The sequence below is a fragment of the Acinetobacter sp. ANC 4204 genome, from assembly GCF_002135205.1.
In the GTDB taxonomy this organism is placed as follows: Bacteria; Pseudomonadota; Gammaproteobacteria; order Pseudomonadales; family Moraxellaceae; genus Acinetobacter.
Genome location: NZ_NEFZ01000005.1, coordinates 222,248 through 238,714, shown reverse-complemented (window position 1 = coordinate 238,714; position 16,467 = coordinate 222,248). Strand labels below are relative to the sequence as shown.

15 protein-coding genes are annotated in these 16,467 nt (G+C 41.5%); 11 read left to right on the top strand and 4 right to left on the bottom strand.

Going from position 1 to position 16,467, the window contains the following annotated elements:
• Positions 1–34 precede the first annotated feature (34 nt).
• From B9T36_RS12505 to B9T36_RS12490, 4 genes are all read left to right on the top strand, one after another.
• On the top strand, positions 35–679 hold the full coding sequence (locus B9T36_RS12505) for a trimeric intracellular cation channel family protein (RefSeq protein WP_086209796.1): 645 nt from the start codon (positions 35–37) through the stop codon (positions 677–679).
• A 104-nt stretch (positions 680–783) separates the two neighbouring features.
• On the top strand, positions 784–2,103 hold the full coding sequence (locus B9T36_RS12500) for an MFS transporter (RefSeq protein WP_086209795.1): 1,320 nt from the start codon (positions 784–786) through the stop codon (positions 2,101–2,103).
• A 447-nt stretch (positions 2,104–2,550) separates the two neighbouring features.
• A complete protein-coding gene (gene parC, locus B9T36_RS12495; RefSeq protein ID WP_086209794.1) occupies positions 2,551–4,770 on the top strand; it encodes a DNA topoisomerase IV subunit A in 2,220 nt (739 codons plus the stop codon).
• Between the two features lie 149 nt (positions 4,771–4,919).
• On the top strand, positions 4,920–6,599 hold the full coding sequence (locus B9T36_RS12490; protein ID WP_086209793.1) for an AMP-binding protein: 1,680 nt from the start codon (positions 4,920–4,922) through the stop codon (positions 6,597–6,599).
• A gap of 51 nt (positions 6,600–6,650) precedes the next feature.
• Here B9T36_RS12490 and B9T36_RS12485 read toward each other — a convergent pair whose 3' ends face one another.
• Positions 6,651–7,031, bottom strand: coding sequence for a hypothetical protein (locus tag B9T36_RS12485; protein ID WP_086209792.1), 381 nt, complete (start codon positions 7,029–7,031; stop codon positions 6,651–6,653).
• A 106-nt stretch (positions 7,032–7,137) separates the two neighbouring features.
• On the opposite strand from B9T36_RS12485, the gene B9T36_RS12480 reads away from it, so the two are divergent.
• Both B9T36_RS12480 and ppa read left to right on the top strand, forming a co-directional pair.
• Positions 7,138–7,542: an MAPEG family protein gene (locus B9T36_RS12480; RefSeq protein ID WP_086209791.1), complete on the top strand. Its 405-nt coding sequence runs from the start codon at positions 7,138–7,140 to the stop codon at positions 7,540–7,542.
• Positions 7,543–7,659: 117 nt separating this feature from the next.
• Positions 7,660–8,184 (top strand): inorganic diphosphatase, encoded by a 525-nt coding sequence (ppa, locus tag B9T36_RS12475; RefSeq protein ID WP_004692877.1) that lies wholly within the window; start codon positions 7,660–7,662, stop codon positions 8,182–8,184.
• A gap of 102 nt (positions 8,185–8,286) precedes the next feature.
• Here ppa and B9T36_RS12470 read toward each other — a convergent pair whose 3' ends face one another.
• Positions 8,287–9,576, bottom strand: a complete 1,290-nt coding sequence (locus B9T36_RS12470) for an OprD family outer membrane porin (RefSeq protein WP_086209790.1) — start codon at positions 9,574–9,576, stop codon at positions 8,287–8,289.
• A 456-nt stretch (positions 9,577–10,032) separates the two neighbouring features.
• Between B9T36_RS12470 and B9T36_RS12465 the strand changes: the two genes are divergently transcribed.
• Positions 10,033–10,803 carry a TorF family putative porin gene (locus tag B9T36_RS12465; RefSeq protein WP_086209789.1) on the top strand — a complete coding sequence of 257 codons (771 nt, stop codon included), beginning with the start codon at positions 10,033–10,035 and terminating at the stop codon, positions 10,801–10,803.
• 347 nt (positions 10,804–11,150) lie between these two features.
• Entirely contained in the window at positions 11,151–11,921 is a 771-nt protein-coding gene (locus B9T36_RS12460) for a TorF family putative porin (protein ID WP_086209788.1), read from the top strand.
• 70 nt (positions 11,922–11,991) lie between these two features.
• On the opposite strand, the gene B9T36_RS12455 is transcribed toward B9T36_RS12460, so the two are convergent.
• Positions 11,992–13,479 (bottom strand): YifB family Mg chelatase-like AAA ATPase, encoded by a 1,488-nt coding sequence (locus B9T36_RS12455; RefSeq protein ID WP_086209787.1) that lies wholly within the window; start codon positions 13,477–13,479, stop codon positions 11,992–11,994.
• Between the two features lie 64 nt (positions 13,480–13,543).
• On the bottom strand, positions 13,544–13,771 hold the full coding sequence (locus tag B9T36_RS12450) for an accessory factor UbiK family protein (protein WP_086209815.1): 228 nt from the start codon (positions 13,769–13,771) through the stop codon (positions 13,544–13,546).
• Positions 13,772–14,045: 274 nt separating this feature from the next.
• Here B9T36_RS12450 and glnK point away from each other — a divergent pair, with 274 nt between their 5' ends.
• The 3 genes from glnK (at position 14,046) to nrdR (ending at position 16,457) form a co-directional block, all read left to right on the top strand.
• Entirely contained in the window at positions 14,046–14,384 is a 339-nt protein-coding gene (gene glnK, locus B9T36_RS12445; protein ID WP_004281042.1) for a P-II family nitrogen regulator, read from the top strand.
• A gap of 59 nt (positions 14,385–14,443) precedes the next feature.
• Positions 14,444–15,847, top strand: coding sequence for an ammonium transporter (locus B9T36_RS12440; protein ID WP_086209786.1), 1,404 nt, complete (start codon positions 14,444–14,446; stop codon positions 15,845–15,847).
• A 151-nt stretch (positions 15,848–15,998) separates the two neighbouring features.
• Entirely contained in the window at positions 15,999–16,457 is a 459-nt protein-coding gene (gene nrdR, locus B9T36_RS12435; protein WP_086209785.1) for a transcriptional regulator NrdR, read from the top strand.
• Positions 16,458–16,467: the final 10 nt, after the last annotated feature.

The window sequence follows — 16,467 nt, the reverse complement described above, 5'->3', positions numbered from 1 at the left end:
GCGCGCATCAATTAGCCTATATGGAATCCAGGCGATGTTACTCACTGTTATTTATATTATAGCGATCACGGCAGAGGCGATGACTGGTGCACTGTCAGCGGGTCGGCGTAGTATGGATTGGTTTGGTGTGGTGATTATTGCCTGTGTCACAGCACTGGGCGGTGGTTCTGTTCGTGATGTGTTATTGGGACATTATCCGCTGACCTGGGTCAAGCATCCTGAATATTTGATGCTGACGTGTTTTGCCGCTTTTATGACGATTTTGATTGCCAAGTGGATGCGTCATTTACGCAATATTTTCTTGGTGCTCGATGCTCTGGGCCTGATCGGTTTTACCATCATCGGCTGTCAAATTGCCTTAGAAATGGGACATGGTTTTGTGGTGTCTGCGGTTGCTGGAGTCCTTACAGGAGTCTCGGGCGGTATCTTGCGTGATATTTTGTGTAATGACGTGCCTTTGGTGTTCCGCCGTGAACTGTATGCCAGTATTTCTTTTGTCGCAGTGATTTTCTATTGGGGCTGCATTCAACTCGGTTTGTCGCTTGAGCTGACCGTGATTTCGACTTTGATCTTTGGTTTTAGCTTACGTTTAATTGCAATTTACTTTGGTTTAGAAATGCCGAAATTCATTTATCAAGATGATGATGAACAGTCTGCTTCTTCCAAAGATGCCAGCTAAAACAAGGGATATCAAACTGTCCCTTGTCCCCAAAAAAAGCACATAATGATAAAGCCTGTTGAGAAAGCAGCCCGCTATCCTTTTTCCGCTTTAGAGGTCAAGCTATGGATTTAGTTTCCCGTATACAACGCTTACCGATCGGTAAATTCCACTACACCTTGTTATGGGTGATTGGCTTGGGCTGGATGTTCGATGCCATGGACACGGGGCTGATTTCTTTTATTTTGGCGAAAATGGCTGAAGACTGGCACATGAGCCCAACTGAGAAAGGTTGGGTCGTCTCAATAGGCTTTGTCGGAATGGCGATTGGTGCGGTGTGTTCAGGGGGCTTGGCCGACCGCATCGGACGTAAAACGGTTTTTGCTGCAACATTAGTGATTTATAGTTTGGCGACGGCAGCCTGTGCTTTTGCTCCCAACTTAACGTGGCTATTGCTGTTTCGTTTTATTGTGGGTCTTGGTTTAGGTGGACAGTTGCCAGTAGCAGTGACCTTGGTCAGTGAGTATATTCCTGCGCAGGTACGTGGGCGTTTTATTGTTCTGCTAGAGAGTTTTTGGGGCTTAGGTTGGCTCTGTGCTGCCTTAGTGGCGTATTTTGTGATTCCAAAGTTTGGCTGGCACATGGCTTTTTTGATGGGCGGGATTCCTGCACTGTATGCCATTGTCATTTGGTTCAAAGTGCCTGAGTCGATTCCTTATCTTATCAACCGTGGTCGAATTGTAGAAGCGCACGCTTTGGTGCAGCAGATTGAACGTCAATGTGGCGTTGAAGTCGTTGAACATATCATTGTCAAACCTGTGGCAGAAAAAAAGAATGTGTCTTTTACTCAGCTTTGGTCGGGTGCATTTGCACGTAGAACCTTGATGTTATGGCTGATTTGGTTTGGCATTGTGTACTCTTATTATGGCATTTTTACGTGGTTGCCAAGTTTGCTGGTGAAGCAGGGGTATAGCATTGTTCAGTCTTTTGAATATGTACTGGTGATGATTTTGGCACAGCTTCCAGGCTATGTGGCTGCAGCATGGCTGGTCGAAAAACTTGGACGTAAAGCAACCTTAGCTGGTTTTATTGGCATGTGTGCAGTTTCGGCCTATTTCTTTGGTCAAGCTGACACTGTGAGCATGATCATGTTCTGGGGCTGTCTGATGTCATTCTTTAATCTCGGCGCATGGGGTGTTTTGTATACCTACACTCCAGAGCAATATCCAACCAATATTCGGGCTTTTGGTTCGGGCTGGGCATCGGCCATTGGTCGTATGGGCGGCATTGTCGCACCGATGGTGGTGACGCATATGATGGTCATGAGCAATGGTTTTAGTGCAATCTTTATAATGTTTACCGCAGTACTGCTTGCGGTGGCGGCGGTGATTTTGATTTTGGGTGAAGAGACCAAAGGCAAAACATTGGAAGAGATTGGTTTGTAAAATGTACAGACTGAAGATAGAGGGATGTGTTTTAGTCCCTTGATCTTCAGGAACAATCAAACCGCGTGAGCGAGCAGAATTGAAACTTTTCTGTTACCACAATATCTTTGAAATGTGGGACTCACGGAGTATCAAATTCCGGTTTAAGACAGCTCGCATATCTAGTTGAAAGTGTGTGATTGGCGATGTGCTCGATCATCATATTCAATGTCATGACATAAGCGTAGAGGGTGTGTAGTTACTCTATTTCAATCCTAAATAAGAGCAAGATAGGAACTTCGAAATAATTAGTTGCTCATTTTAAAAAAAATGGATAATTTTACGACATTAGGAACATCTAAAGACGCAATTTGTCGTAGTGGTGTACGCTTTCACTTGTATAGGCTGAGCCTGCGACATAGCATAAGAACTTAAACAAAAAACGATTAATTAGGATGACAGGTTGTTATGACAAGCCTTGCGCATCAAGCGACAGAAAACCGTTCCGTAGCAGAATTTACTGAACAAGCCTATCTCAATTACGCCATGTACGTGATCATGGATCGTGCCTTACCGCATATCAGCGATGGTTTAAAACCTGTACAACGCCGTATTGTGTATGCCATGAGTGAATTGGGGCTAAAACATAGCGGTAAACCCAAAAAATCTGCGCGTACCGTTGGTGATGTGCTCGGTAAGTATCACCCGCATGGTGATTCGGCCTGCTATGAAGCGATGGTGCTGATGGCACAGCCTTTTAGTTATCGTTATCCGTTTATTGAAGGTCAAGGTAACTGGGGGTCGCCCGATGACCCGAAATCGTTCGCAGCGATGCGTTATACCGAAGCCAAATTATCTCAGTATAGTGAAGTGCTGTTGTCTGAGTTGGGACAGGGGACTTGTGACTGGCAGGACAACTTTGATGGTTCGATGAAAGAGCCAGTGACTTTACCTGCACGTATTCCGAATATTTTGTTAAACGGTACCACAGGTATTGCAGTAGGCATGGCTACGGACATTCCTCCACACAACCTGCGTGAAGTCGTAAAAGGCACCATTGCCTTAATTCGTAATCCAAATTTAAGCGATGACAAAGTTGCAGAATACATTCCTGCACCAGATTTGCCGACCAAAGCAGAAATTATTACGCCACCTGAAGAGTTATTAAAAATACAAAGCACAGGTCGGGGCAGTTACCGTATGCGTTCGGTGTATAGCATCGAAAAAAATGAAATTGTGATCACGGACTTGCCTTATCAAGTTTCAGGCTCGAAGGTCATTTCGCAAATTGCAGATCAAATGCAGGCGAAAAAACTGCCTTTGGTGAGTGATGTACGTGATGAATCCGACCATCAAAACCCAACCCGCTTGGTGATTGTACTGCGCTCAAATCGGATTGATGCTGAAGCGGTGATGAGCCACCTTTTTGCAACAACCGATTTAGAGTCGAGCTATCGTGTCAATATGAACATGATTGGTGCGGATGGCCGTCCGCAAGTGAAATCAATTCGTCGTATTTTGCTGGAATGGATTGAAATTCGAAAGGAAACCGTTACCCGTCGTTTGCAATATCACCTGAATAAAATTGAAAAGCGCTTACATATTTTGGGTGGTTTGATTATTGCCTATCTAAATATTGATGAAGTGATTCGTATTATTCGTGAAGAAGAGCATCCCAAAGCAGAGTTGATGTCACGTTTTAATATTGATGACATTCAGGCCGAAGCTATTTTAGAACTCAAGTTGCGTCATTTGGCCCGACTTGAAGAAATGGAAATGCGCCGTGAGCAAGAAGAGTTAGAAGCCAAAGCTGCATTGATTCGTGAACAATTGGCCAATCCTGAGTCTTTGAAAGCTTTGATTATCAATGAACTTAAAGATGATGCGAAAAAATTTGGTGATGACCGTCGTTCGCCAATCGTACATCGTGCAGAAGCAACAGCGATGAGTGAGCAGGACTTTATGCCTGCGGATCCTGTGACGGTGGTGTTGTCTGAAGCGGGATGGATTCGTTCAGCCAAAGGTCATGATGTAGACGCAGAGCACTTAAATTTCCGTGCTGGCGATCAATATCTCAGTCATGCACAAGGAAAATCTAATCAGCGCGTGTATGTATTGGATGAGTCAGGGCGTAGTTATGCCCTAGCCATAGCGAGCCTACCGTCCGCACGGGGTCTGGGAGAACCGTTGAGTTCAAAATTATCGCCAGCCAGTGGTGTAGGTTTTAAGCAAATTTTTATTGCTGAAGATGAAGCTGAAGTTGTGGCTCTGAGCAGTAAAGGCTATGGTTTTAAAACACAGGCAAAACAGTTGGATACCAATGCAAAAGCGGGTAAAGCCTTCCTAACTTTACCTGAAAAAGCCACAGTCATGCCGTTGACTAGTGTTGATCAAGCCACCCATTTGGCGTTATTGACTTCAACGGGTCGTTTGTTGATTTTAGAGTTGTCAGAGTTGCCTATTTTAAATAAAGGTAAAGGTAATAAATTGATACAACTTGAAGAGAAAGATCAAATTGTATTCATGACAAGATTAACGCTAGATGAAATACTGCAAGTCGTTGCAGGACAGCAGCAATTAAAATTGAAGGGCGATGATTTAGAAAAATATGTGGGTAAACGGGCATCCAAAGGACAGTTATTACCACGTGGTTATCAAAAAGCAAATAAACTGTTAGTTCAGAGATAAAACTAGCATCCATTGATCAAAATACGTTATATATGGTATGTATGCGGGAAATGGATGCAATATTAAGCAACACAAGTTAAATAAAGAGCGCTTAATATTGAGAACAACAGCTGAGAATTTAAGGATTACTGATAGGAGAATCGGGCGATATGGAAAAGATTTGGTTCGCAGAATACCAAAAAACGGGGATTCCAGAGACTGTAGAATTGCCACCAGAAAATACGTCATTGGTTGATGTATTTGAAAGAAATTTCCAAAAATTTGGCTCACGAGATGCCTTTATCTTTATGGATAAAGTATTGACTTTTAGTGAGTTAGAAGAGGCAAGTCGTAAATTTGCAACCTATTTGCAAAGTTTAGGTCTTGCAAAAGGTTCACGTGTCGCTGTGATGATGCCAAACGTTCTTCAGTATCCTATCGTTGCTTTGGGTGTCTTCCGTGCTGGCTTAGTACTGGTCAACGTCAACCCACTGTATACCGCACGTGAGCTTGAACATCAGTTAAATGACTCAGGCTCAGAAGTTCTTGTTATTATTGAGAATTTCGCATCTGTTTACCAAACAATTAATGGTAAAACGCCTGTTAAACATGTCGTGATTGCCTCTGTAGGTGACATGTTGGGTGCATTAAAAGGCACACTGGTGAACTTTGTATTACGTTCAGTACGTAAGCAAATTCCTGCATGGAATATTCCAGGTCATATTCGCTTTAATGCTGCTATGTCTAAAGTCAGTGCAAGCAATTATAAGCGTCCGAACTTAACGTTAAGTGACACCGCAGTGCTTCAGTATACTGGCGGCACTACAGGGGTGTCTAAAGGTGCAGAACTGACGCATCGTAACCTTGTAGCGAACATGTTGCAATGTGATGGTATTTTCCAAAGTAAATTTGGCGCACAAGATGGTCAGCCCGATGACCGTATTTTCTGTGCCTTACCGCTTTATCACATTTTTGCGTTCATGGTTTGTGCGATGTACGGTATGTACAAAGGTCAAGCCAATGTTCTCATTCCAAACCCACGTGATTTACCTGGGGTAATGAAAGAATTACGTAAGTATCAACCATCGTTCTTCCCAGCAGTGAATACTTTATTCAATGCTTTGGTGAACAACGAAGAGTTTAAACAACTTGACCACAGCAAATTAAAAATGGCAATGGGCGGTGGTATGGCAGTTCTTCCTTCTACGGCTGAAGCATGGAAGCGAATTACTGGAACCAACATTATCGAAGGTTATGGTCTATCTGAAACTTCGCCTGTTGCAACGGCAAATCCACCTGCATCTGAAGAATTCAGTGGCACAATTGGTATTCCATTGCCATTAACTGAAGTTGCGATTTTGGATGATGATGGCAACGAAGTTGTACTGGGCGAACAAGGTGAAATTTCAATCCGTGGTCCGCAGGTGATGCGTGGTTACTGGAACCGCCCAGATGAAACCGCTAAAGTGATGACTGAAGATGGTTTCTTCCGTACAGGTGATATCGGTGTGATGGATCCTCGTGGCTACATAAAAATTGTAGACCGTAAAAAAGACATGATTTTGGTATCAGGCTTCAACGTTTATCCTTCGGAAATTGAAGAAGTGGTTGCAAAACATCCTAAAGTCTTGGAAGTTGCAGCAATTGGTGTGCCAGATGAAAAATCAGGTGAAGTGCCAAAACTATTTGTGGTGAAAAAAGATCCGTCTTTAACCACAGAAGAAGTTCTGGCATTTGCTAAAGAAAACTTAACAGGGTACAAACGCCCGCGTTATGTTGAATTTATGGATGAATTACCAAAATCAAACGTAGGTAAAATCTTACGTAAAGATTTGCGTAAAACAGCATAAGTTGAGTCCTAAAAAAAGCGCCGAATGGCGCTTTTTTTTCTATTTCTATTTTTAGTTTTTCATTAGCCAACGGTCGATATAGGGACGGCCAATACCCAAAATACCGATAAAGGTCAACATGGTGCCACACTGGCGACTAAAGGCTGGGAATGCAAATGTGCCATAGCTAAGTACATTGTCGATGAAGCAATAGATAGTGACAGCAATCAGCCAATACCAAAGTGTTTGGCGTCTAATCCCAACCATCCAAAATGCGATAATCAGCATAATCAATGTACCGATTGTTGAGCCGATATTCATATTGGCACAAATAACCGTCAGTAGAAAAGCTGTGATGGGGAGAACAATTTTTAAAACACGATCCACTTGGCGTTGATGTTGACGCTGAATGTCGAGTACGTCGAACATTTCTTTTTGATCTGGGCTAGCCATAGTGGGTCTCATCGGGAAATTATAAAAACACTATAATTTAACCAAATTTATCTTTGGAATGCCATGCTATGATAGCCTTCGAAATGATCTTGATGAGAAAAAACCAATGCAAAGCATTAGCGGGATTATTTATCTCATTTTAGTTGCTTGTTTACTGCCATATGTATTTACCGTTATTGCTAAAAAGTCGGCAGGATTTCGTGCTAAAGATAACCAACACCCTCGCGAATTTCTAGATAAAACCACAGGTCTAGCCGCGCGTGCCAATGCGGTACAGCAAAATAGCTTTGAAGGTCTACCTTTATTTATTGCTGCGATTTTAATGGCTGAATACATGGTAATTCCACAAGTGGTCACTATGACTTTTGGTATCGCTTATCTTGTTCTGCGTGTGTTGTATGGCATTTGCTATTTGGTCAATTGGGCAACGCTACGTACGATCATTTGGTTATTATCATTGCTTTGTCCGATTTGTTTATTGCTTTTGGTGATTAAGTTGACGACGGGTTAACGTATGAAACATACATATTTTCACCTAGTGAATGTATAATCGCCGAAATATTTTTTCTGAAAACCCGTTATAATCAATGTGGTTTTTAAAAGATTTAACTTGTTAAAGAGTGATGTTATGAGCTACAGCAATATCCCAGCGGGTAAAGATGCACCGAACGATATCTACGTGATCATCGAAATTCCTGCAAATGCAGCACCAATCAAATATGAAATTGATAAAGATTCGGATGCGCTTTTTGTAGATCGTTTCATGGGTACAGCAATGTTCTACCCTGCGAACTATGGTTATGTACCAAACACGTTGTCTGAAGATGGTGACCCATTAGACGTACTTGTTGTGACTCCTCATCCTGTAGAGCCAGGTTCTGTAATTCGTTGCCGTCCAGTAGGCAAACTGAATATGGAAGATGATGGTGGTATTGATGCGAAATTGATTGCAGTACCACACGACAAATTAACACCAATTTATAAAGATGTGAAAGAATATACAGACCTTCCACCTTTACTGATTCAACAAGTTGAGCACTTCTTTGCGCACTATAAAGACTTAGAGCCAGGGAAATGGGTTAAATTAACAGGTTGGGAAGGTTCTGAAGTTGCTAAGCAAGAAGTGCTTAAAGCAATCGAAGCAGCAAAATAATCCTGTCTGTGAAGCCTCAATTGAATCGTGTTTGATTGATGGCTTCAATAAAAAACCTGCACAATGTGCAGGTTTTTTATTAGACTAGCTTTTCCGTAGAAATTAGAAGAATTTCACAGGAATGTCTAACCAAATACGCCATTCGTTGGTGTCTGGCATATAATCAGCATTATAAGCATCATCAGCACGATAGTGAGAATAACGTAAACGTAAGCTTGCATCTTTAGCAAAACCAGATTGAACTGTATATTTCACTTGGTTAAAGAGTTCGCTTTCTTTCGCATTGTCATCAGTTGCTGTATCAATATCCCAACCATAAACATACGCAGTGGTCCAGCTGAGACCAGGCACACCGTAATTTGCAAAGTCTAGGCTATATTGAACTTGAACAGATTTTTCACCACGACCGTTAAAGTCAGAAAGGTATGAGTTTGGTAGATAAATACTTTGGAAACCGTCAGCATTTTCACCATATGCATAGTTTGTGTTGCCTGTACTTTGTTGGTATGCAAGCATAACATTGTGCGCATCTTGGTTATATGTACCAGACAATGCCCAAATATTGTTGCTACGCTCAGATGAGGTAACAGGCAAAGTAGATAAACTTGTGTTAGCACCCTTATCCCACTCAGTGTGGTAACCGCTGAAGTCATAGGTTAAAGAGCTGTTGTTTGCCAAAGCTTGCTTATAGTTGGCATTTACATAATGGCGTTCAAGAGCATTCTTGCTGTCTAATCCAAAGTAAGATGCATTTAGGTCATCATTAAATTTATATTTCGCGCCCCAAACGACAGCGCGGTCTAAATGGTTGCCATCACTGTTAATTTGTTCAGACATTTGATCTTTGGTAAATTTACCAGCAGTCAACTCAAGACCATTGATTTCACGGCTTGTTGCTAAGACCCCTTCAAAATATTCAGGTACTAAACGAGCAGTGTTGCTTGCGAGTACAGGTAGGTCGAGTACTTGAGTACCGTAACGCACTTCTGTGTTTGAGATACGCGCTTTTACAATACCGCCACCACGTGTCCAGTAGTCATACGCATCTTTGGTACCATCAGCATTGTCTTGCGGATGGGTTGGGATCATTTGGTTAGCTGTATGACCATTTTTACCCAATTTAAATGATGTATCGCCAATAATGCCGACACCAAAGCCTACAAGACCTTGAGTATAACCAGACTCAATTTTAACCATCGCTGTTTGAGCCGCTGAACTTGTATCAGCTGCACCATTTTTCTTGTCACGGGTTAAGTAACCTGTACGGAATAAAACTGATCCTTCAGCGTCTTCTACGAAACCTTTAGATTCGCTTTGCTCACTTGCAAAAGCTGTTGATATAAGTGCAGTTTGAACTAAAACTGCTAATGCTAATTTTTTTGTGTTTTGCATTGGGGAGCGAACCTTATACAAATTGGATGGAAAGAGAGCAATAATTGTATAAGTAATCGCAGAAAAATTGTCATTTTTCTTTAATATATTCAACTAAAGTAATGCACTTTTTTGTAAGTGATATGTTCTAAATATTTTATTTTTAGTTAAAATACTCTGTTTTTTAAAATAACTCTTTATAAAACATTTAATTATTTTTCTTTTCTTAATTCTCTATTCTGATATAGATCGAAGAATATAATATATAGATCGTCCAGTCGCTTTGCCTTTTAAACAAAGGCTTTGTTTGATTTTCATCCAATCAAATACTGCAAAGATAGAAAATATAAAAATGAATGTGTAAGCATTTATGTTGTTCTTTTTCATATAAATTTTACCAATTATTAAAAAACCGTTTTAAAATTTATGCATAGCGAATCTTTGAAAGATTTTTTTAAGTTAAATTTGAGAGTTTAAATGCATAAAGATTCACATAAAGTTGCACTGTTTTTTGGTTTGATCTTTAGCAGTACGGTGACAATGGCGAGTGAGGAACAAAAAGAAAGTTCAAAAAATAAGGTCAGCGGAGGCCTTGCTGTGATGAGTCAGTATATCTATCGCGGTGGTGTTGAGAATGATAACCCAACTGTACAAGTGGGGCTTGAATATGCAGATGCCTCGGGGGTATATGTCGGGTATTGGGGGTCTACACTCAATTATGATGCAGCAGATGCCAGTAAGGATCACGGCTTTGAACACGACTTCTATATTGGCTATGCAGGAAGCTTGAGTCCTGATCTAAGCTATCGTTCACATATTGTCACTTATTTATATAATGATGGTGGCTCTGTTTCGAGTGAAGATGGCTCACAGCGCAGAAGCACTACAGGTGCAGAATGGGTGAGTAATCTTTCGTATCAAGATTTTGTTTTAGGTGTCAGCATAGCATTGGCTAATGTAAGTTATGCCAATGCAGGAGATACTTATTTAAATCTGACGCACCATTATATACTTCCACACGACATTAGCTTCAACAGCTCTTTAGGGGTATCGCTTTATCAGCATGGCAACGATGTGATGTTCTCCACTGAGCGACGCTTAACTTTAAATGAAATTCGACTAGGTTTGACTAAACCTATTGCAAATACAGGTTTTGAGCTGTCTGCTGATTATATTTATGGGGTATATGACCGAGCAGGAAATGATTTAGATCATCATGTAGTGTTAGGGTTAGCCTATAATTTCTAATATTTTCTGATTAAAAGTGCATCAGCTTATATCATGCTGGTGCACTTTTTTTATGCATTTAAAAAGAGCAAGTATAAAAGCTGGGTTCAAAATAGCGCATATTGTAAACAATTATGTTGAGCTAAATTAAATTACATAAATTAACAGCGAATGTTATTGGCCATAGAAGGCAGATGGTGTTTAATTTTTTTTATTCTTAATAAATTTTTATAAAACAAATAATTATTCTATTTTTTATGAGAGTGTAACTGATTTTAATTTGAGTTTGGCATAGCTATTGCTAATTCCTACATGAGTTTATCGAAATAACCAAAAAAACGTCGGATACGATGTAGGGGAATCAAACAATGAAATTTGCACTTAAAGCATTATCTTTAGCTGTAGTGGCTTCAGCTTCTACATTCACTTTCGCAGATGACGAACCAGCACTACCGTTTGGTTTCTCTTTTAGCGGAAGCGCTGCTGTAACAACCGACTATCGTTTCCGTGGTTTAACTCAAACCCAAAATGATCCGGCGGTACAAGCGGGCTTTACTTTGGCACATGAATCAGGCGTGTATTTGGGCCTTTGGGGTTCAAATGTTGATTTTGGTGAAGGTTCACCGAGCTTAGAACTCGATCCATCAATTGGTTTTGCAACCACCTTAGAGAGTTTTGCTAGCAAGCCTGTACTTGATGTGGGCATGGTGTACTACAACTACCCAAGTGCAGATGATCTGAACTGGTTAGAGTTTTATGGCAAATTAACCTTTGCGAGTGTCTTTACTGAAGGTGATAGCTTACTGACCAATATAAACTATACCAATGACTATATTGCAGAAGATACAGACAGTTGGAACATCAATGCAGGTTATGCAATTCCATTTGGTTCAACAGGCTTTGGTGGTGTAGCGAATGTGGGTTATACCGTGGTAAGTGATGAAGATAAATATTCATTCAATGGTGATGATAACTATGTAGATTGGAAAGTGGGCGTGACCTATGCATTCAAATCTATCTCTGGTGCAACAGCAGAGTTAGCAGCAGTAGGTACCAATATTGATACCGATGATCTAGATCATGCTACAGCACGTGGTGTAGAAACAGGTGCAGTGTTTACCTTGACTAAAACTTTCTAAGTTTTAATCCCTTCAAAAACCCTCTAGTCCTAAGGACTAGAGGGTTTTTTTATATGAAGTTGGGTGATTTTTAGGCATTTTGCTGTCGGTAAGACAGCGCTTCGGTTAAATGTGTTGTTTGGATATGCTCTGACTCAGCCAAGTCTGCAATGGTTCGAGCTACTCTTAAAATACGATGATAACCACGGGCAGATAAGTTCAGACGTTGCTGTGCTTTTTCAAAGATAAGAGTAGTTGCTGTATCTAGTAGAGCAAACTGTTCGAGTTGTTTGGGTGATAATGCCATGTTGAGACAGGTTTGGCGCTGGATTTGTCTTTCATAAGCTTGAATGACCCGCTCGCGAACGGTCGCTGAGTTTTCAACAACCTGTGTGTCCTGTAGCTCTGAGGCATGCAATGGTGGCACATCAATATGCAAATCAATACGGTCTAATAATGGGCCAGAAATACGGTTTTGATAGCGTTTTATGGCTTCTGCTGAACATTGGCAACGACTATCTTGATTAAAAGCATAACCACATGGGCAAGGGTTCATTGCTGCAATTAATTGAAAATTTGCAGGAAAGGTAATTTGCCGCGAAGCACGAGAAATCACAATTTCTTTGGACTCAATGGGTTGCCTTAGAACCTCCAAAACTTTTCGATCAAATTCAGGTAGTTCATCTAAAAACAGCACGCCTTTATGTGCCAATGTAATTTCACCAGGTTTGGGTTGCGACCCGCCACCGACTAAGGCAACAGCAGAAGCCGTGTGGTGCGGTGCGCGAAAGGGACGTTGCCCAAAAGGATGTTGATGATTGGCCACCGAGTAAATACTCGCCACTTCCAAATTCTCTTGCGTGTTTAAGGGCGGTAGAATACTGGCTAAACGTGATGCCAATAGGGTTTTCCCTGTCCCAGGAGGCCCCTTAAACAACAAGGAATGTCCACCTGCTGCCGCAATCTCTAAAGCACGTCTTGGACGTAGTTGGCCTTTAACATCCGCCAAATCAAATTTGTAATGCTGAGAGGTTTTTAGCGCCGCGGGCTGAAACTGTTGGATAAGATGGTTTTGCGACAGATGCGCACAGACTTGTTTTAAATGTTGCGCTGCAAACACTTGGAAGTTGGGCAATTGAGAGGCTTCTTGCGCATTGGCTTCAGGTAAAATCAGTTGATGCCCAGCTTGTTGGCAAGCTATCGCAATACTTAGAGTGCCCGAAATGGGTCGCAATTGCCCATCGAGTGCCAATTCACCAATAAATTCAAAATTTTCAGTCCCGTGTTCGGGGAGCTGACCAGAGGCAATTAAAATACCCAGTGCAATAGGTAAATCTAGTCGTGAACTGTCTTTGGGCAAGTCTGCGGGAGCAAGATTGATGGTGAGGCGTTTTGTCGGAAATTGATAACCACTATTAATGATGGCAGAGCGGACTCGATCTTTACTTTCTCGAACGGCTGCTTCAGGAAGCCCCACAATGGTTAGAGAAGGAAGTCCTTGGCTGAGATGAACTTCAACTTCAACGGATGGTGCATATAATCCGAGCAAAGCTCGAGTGTGAATTTTGGCAAAAGACATATTTTGTTCCATTATAGTGCATTATTTTAATTCGTTAGTGTCTTCTGTTGCACCAAGCAGGTGCTTATTTTTTGTTCTGAATGCGTAGTTCTAATGCTTCAACCTGTGCAAGTAATTCAGTTAAGCGTAAATTTGCATTGTCTAGTGCAGTTCGTTGACGTTCAATTTCATCTTTTGAGACTAAATCCATTTTGGTGACTGCTTCGTTTAATAATGCTCGAAGATTGTGTTCTAAGTCTTTTTTAGGTTGGTCGACTTGTTCCAGTATGGCTTGTAATAAAGTTTCGATCATTTCTATATCCATGGGTTGGAGAAGTGACAGCAGTGTACCATTGCTGCTTCTGACTCTATAGCCTTTCAGATGAAATATGATTTCATGGATTGTAAAAAATTCTAAATCTTCGACTAAAAAACCTGAATTTTGAAGCTCAAAACGCATTTAAATGTATAGAATAGGGTATAAAGAAAACTCATGTCAGACTTTCTTTCTCCCCCAACCTAAGAATTTTTGGCATGAAATTTGAACATAAAACCTTACTGGTGAAATAAGCCGAAGGAAAACAAACATGAAGCTCGTAACTGCAATTGTAAAACCGTTTAAATTGGATGATGTGCGTGAAGCACTATCTGAAATTGGTGTTCAAGGGATCACCGTGACTGAAGTCAAAGGTTTTGGTCGTCAAAAAGGTCATACTGAACTTTATCGTGGTGCTGAATATGTCGTTGATTTCTTACCAAAAGTAAAAATTGAGATCGCAATCAGCGATGAAATGGTTGATGCGGTAATTGAATCAATCACTCGTGTGGCTAGTACTGGAAAAATTGGTGACGGTAAGATTTTCGTAACGAATTTAGAACAAGTCATCCGTATTCGTACAGGTGAGACAGGTGCTGATGCCGTTTAATTTGGCATGAAGTTTGCTGAGTAACACATAACTCGCACAAATTAGGTTGGGGGATACGAATGAAAAAGATGCTATTCGCGTTGGGTTTATCTAGCGCACTTTTAGGTGGCTCTGTTGCATGGGCTGAAGAAGCGGCAACAGCGCCAACTCCATCAGAACAAGTCACAGTGGTTGAAACAACGGATGTTGCTGCCCCAGCAGCACAAGCGGTAGAAGCCGTTACTGCCTCAGTAGAAGCGCCAGCACCTGCAGAAGAAGAACCAAAATTAGATACAGGTGATACAGCGTGGATTTTAGTTTCTACGGCACTCGTTTTACTGATGACTATTCCTGGTTTAGCGTTGTTCTACGGCGGTATGGTTCGTAAGAAAAACGTTTTAAGTACGATGGCGCATAGCTTTGTAGCTGCAGCTGTAGTAAGTATTGCATGGGTTGTAATTGGCTATACTTTAGCATTTGGTGAAGGCAATGCCTTTATCGGTGGTTTAGATAAGTTCATGTTGACAGGCATTACTACCGATGCGTTAACGGGGACAATTCCTGAGATTTTATTCGTCATTTTCCAAATGACCTTTGCCATCATCACGGTTGCAATTATCAGTGGTTCAATTGCTGAACGTATGAAATTCGGCGCGTTTGTTGCATTCACTGCGATTTGGGTTGTGGTGGTCTACGCACCCATTACCCACTGGGTATGGGGTGGCGGTTGGTTAGGTCATGATGGTGCTCTAGACTTTGCAGGCGGTACGGTTGTTCATATTAACTCAGGTGTAGCGGGTCTAGTTGCAGCGTATATGCTCGGTAAGCGTATGGGCTTGGGTCGTGAATCAATGGCTCCGCACAATTTGGCTTTAACCGTGGTCGGTGCAAGCTTACTTTGGGTAGGTTGGTTTGGCTTTAACGGTGGTTCTGCATTGGGTGCAAACGGTTCTGCAGGTTATGCATTACTTGTGACTCAAGTCGCAGCGGCTGCAGCAGCAATTTCTTGGTTAATTACTGAAAAAGTTGCGCGTGGTAAAGGTTCTGTTTTAGGCGCTGCATCAGGTGCAGTTGCTGGTCTTGTGGTGATTACACCAGCAGCAGGTTTTGTCACTGTAGGTGGCGCGCTAGCTATGGGTCTTATTGGTGGTGTAGTGTGCTTCTGGGGCATTAGCGGATTGAAACGTATATTAAAAGCAGATGATTCTTTGGATGCCTTTGGTCTACATGGTGTGGGTGGTATCGTGGGTGCAATTTTAACGGCCTTCTTTGCTAGCGATTTCATCATGGGTGATAAAGCACCGACGGATATCATGCATCAACTTTGGGTTCAAGTTGAAGGCGTATTAGCAACAATTGCGTACTCAGCAGTATTAACTTTCATCATTTTAAAAGTGATTGACCTTGTGATTGGAATTCGTGTTGAATCTGATGATGAGCGCATGGGTCTAGACTTGAGCCAACATGGTGAACGTGTTGACTAAGCAATAGAATAATAAATAAACAGTATAATCAATATATTGTGTGAAACAGCCCGAAAGGGCTGTTTTTTTTCTATATCTAGCGTAAAACTCTACAAAACACAGAATTTTTGCTACACTTTAAATCCATTCAAATTTGTTCAATTTAACCACTATGCATTGTCCATTTTGCAACGCTGAAGACAGTAAAGTGATCGACTCCCGTTTGGCCGCTGAGGGTTGTCAAATCCGCCGTCGTCGAGAATGTATTGGTTGCGGTGAACGATTCACAACTTTTGAAAGTTATGAAGTGGTTATGCCTCGTGTGCTTAAGTCTGATGGAAAAAGTGAACCTTTTGATGAAGCAAAACTGCGTCGTTCCTTGATGCATGCTTTACAAAAGCGTCCAGTGACCCAAGAGCAGATTGAAACCGTTTTGAGTGATATTCAACTGCAAATTCGCCGTTTAGGTGAGCGCGATGTAAAGTCTCGCACCATTGGTGAAATTGTGATGCAGGCTTTATTTGCACTGGATCATGTTGCCTATGTGCGTTTTGCATCAGTCTATCAAGATTTCCAAGATGTGGATGCATTTCGTCATCAAATTGAACAAATGCAACAACGTGAACATTAATCGAGTTTTC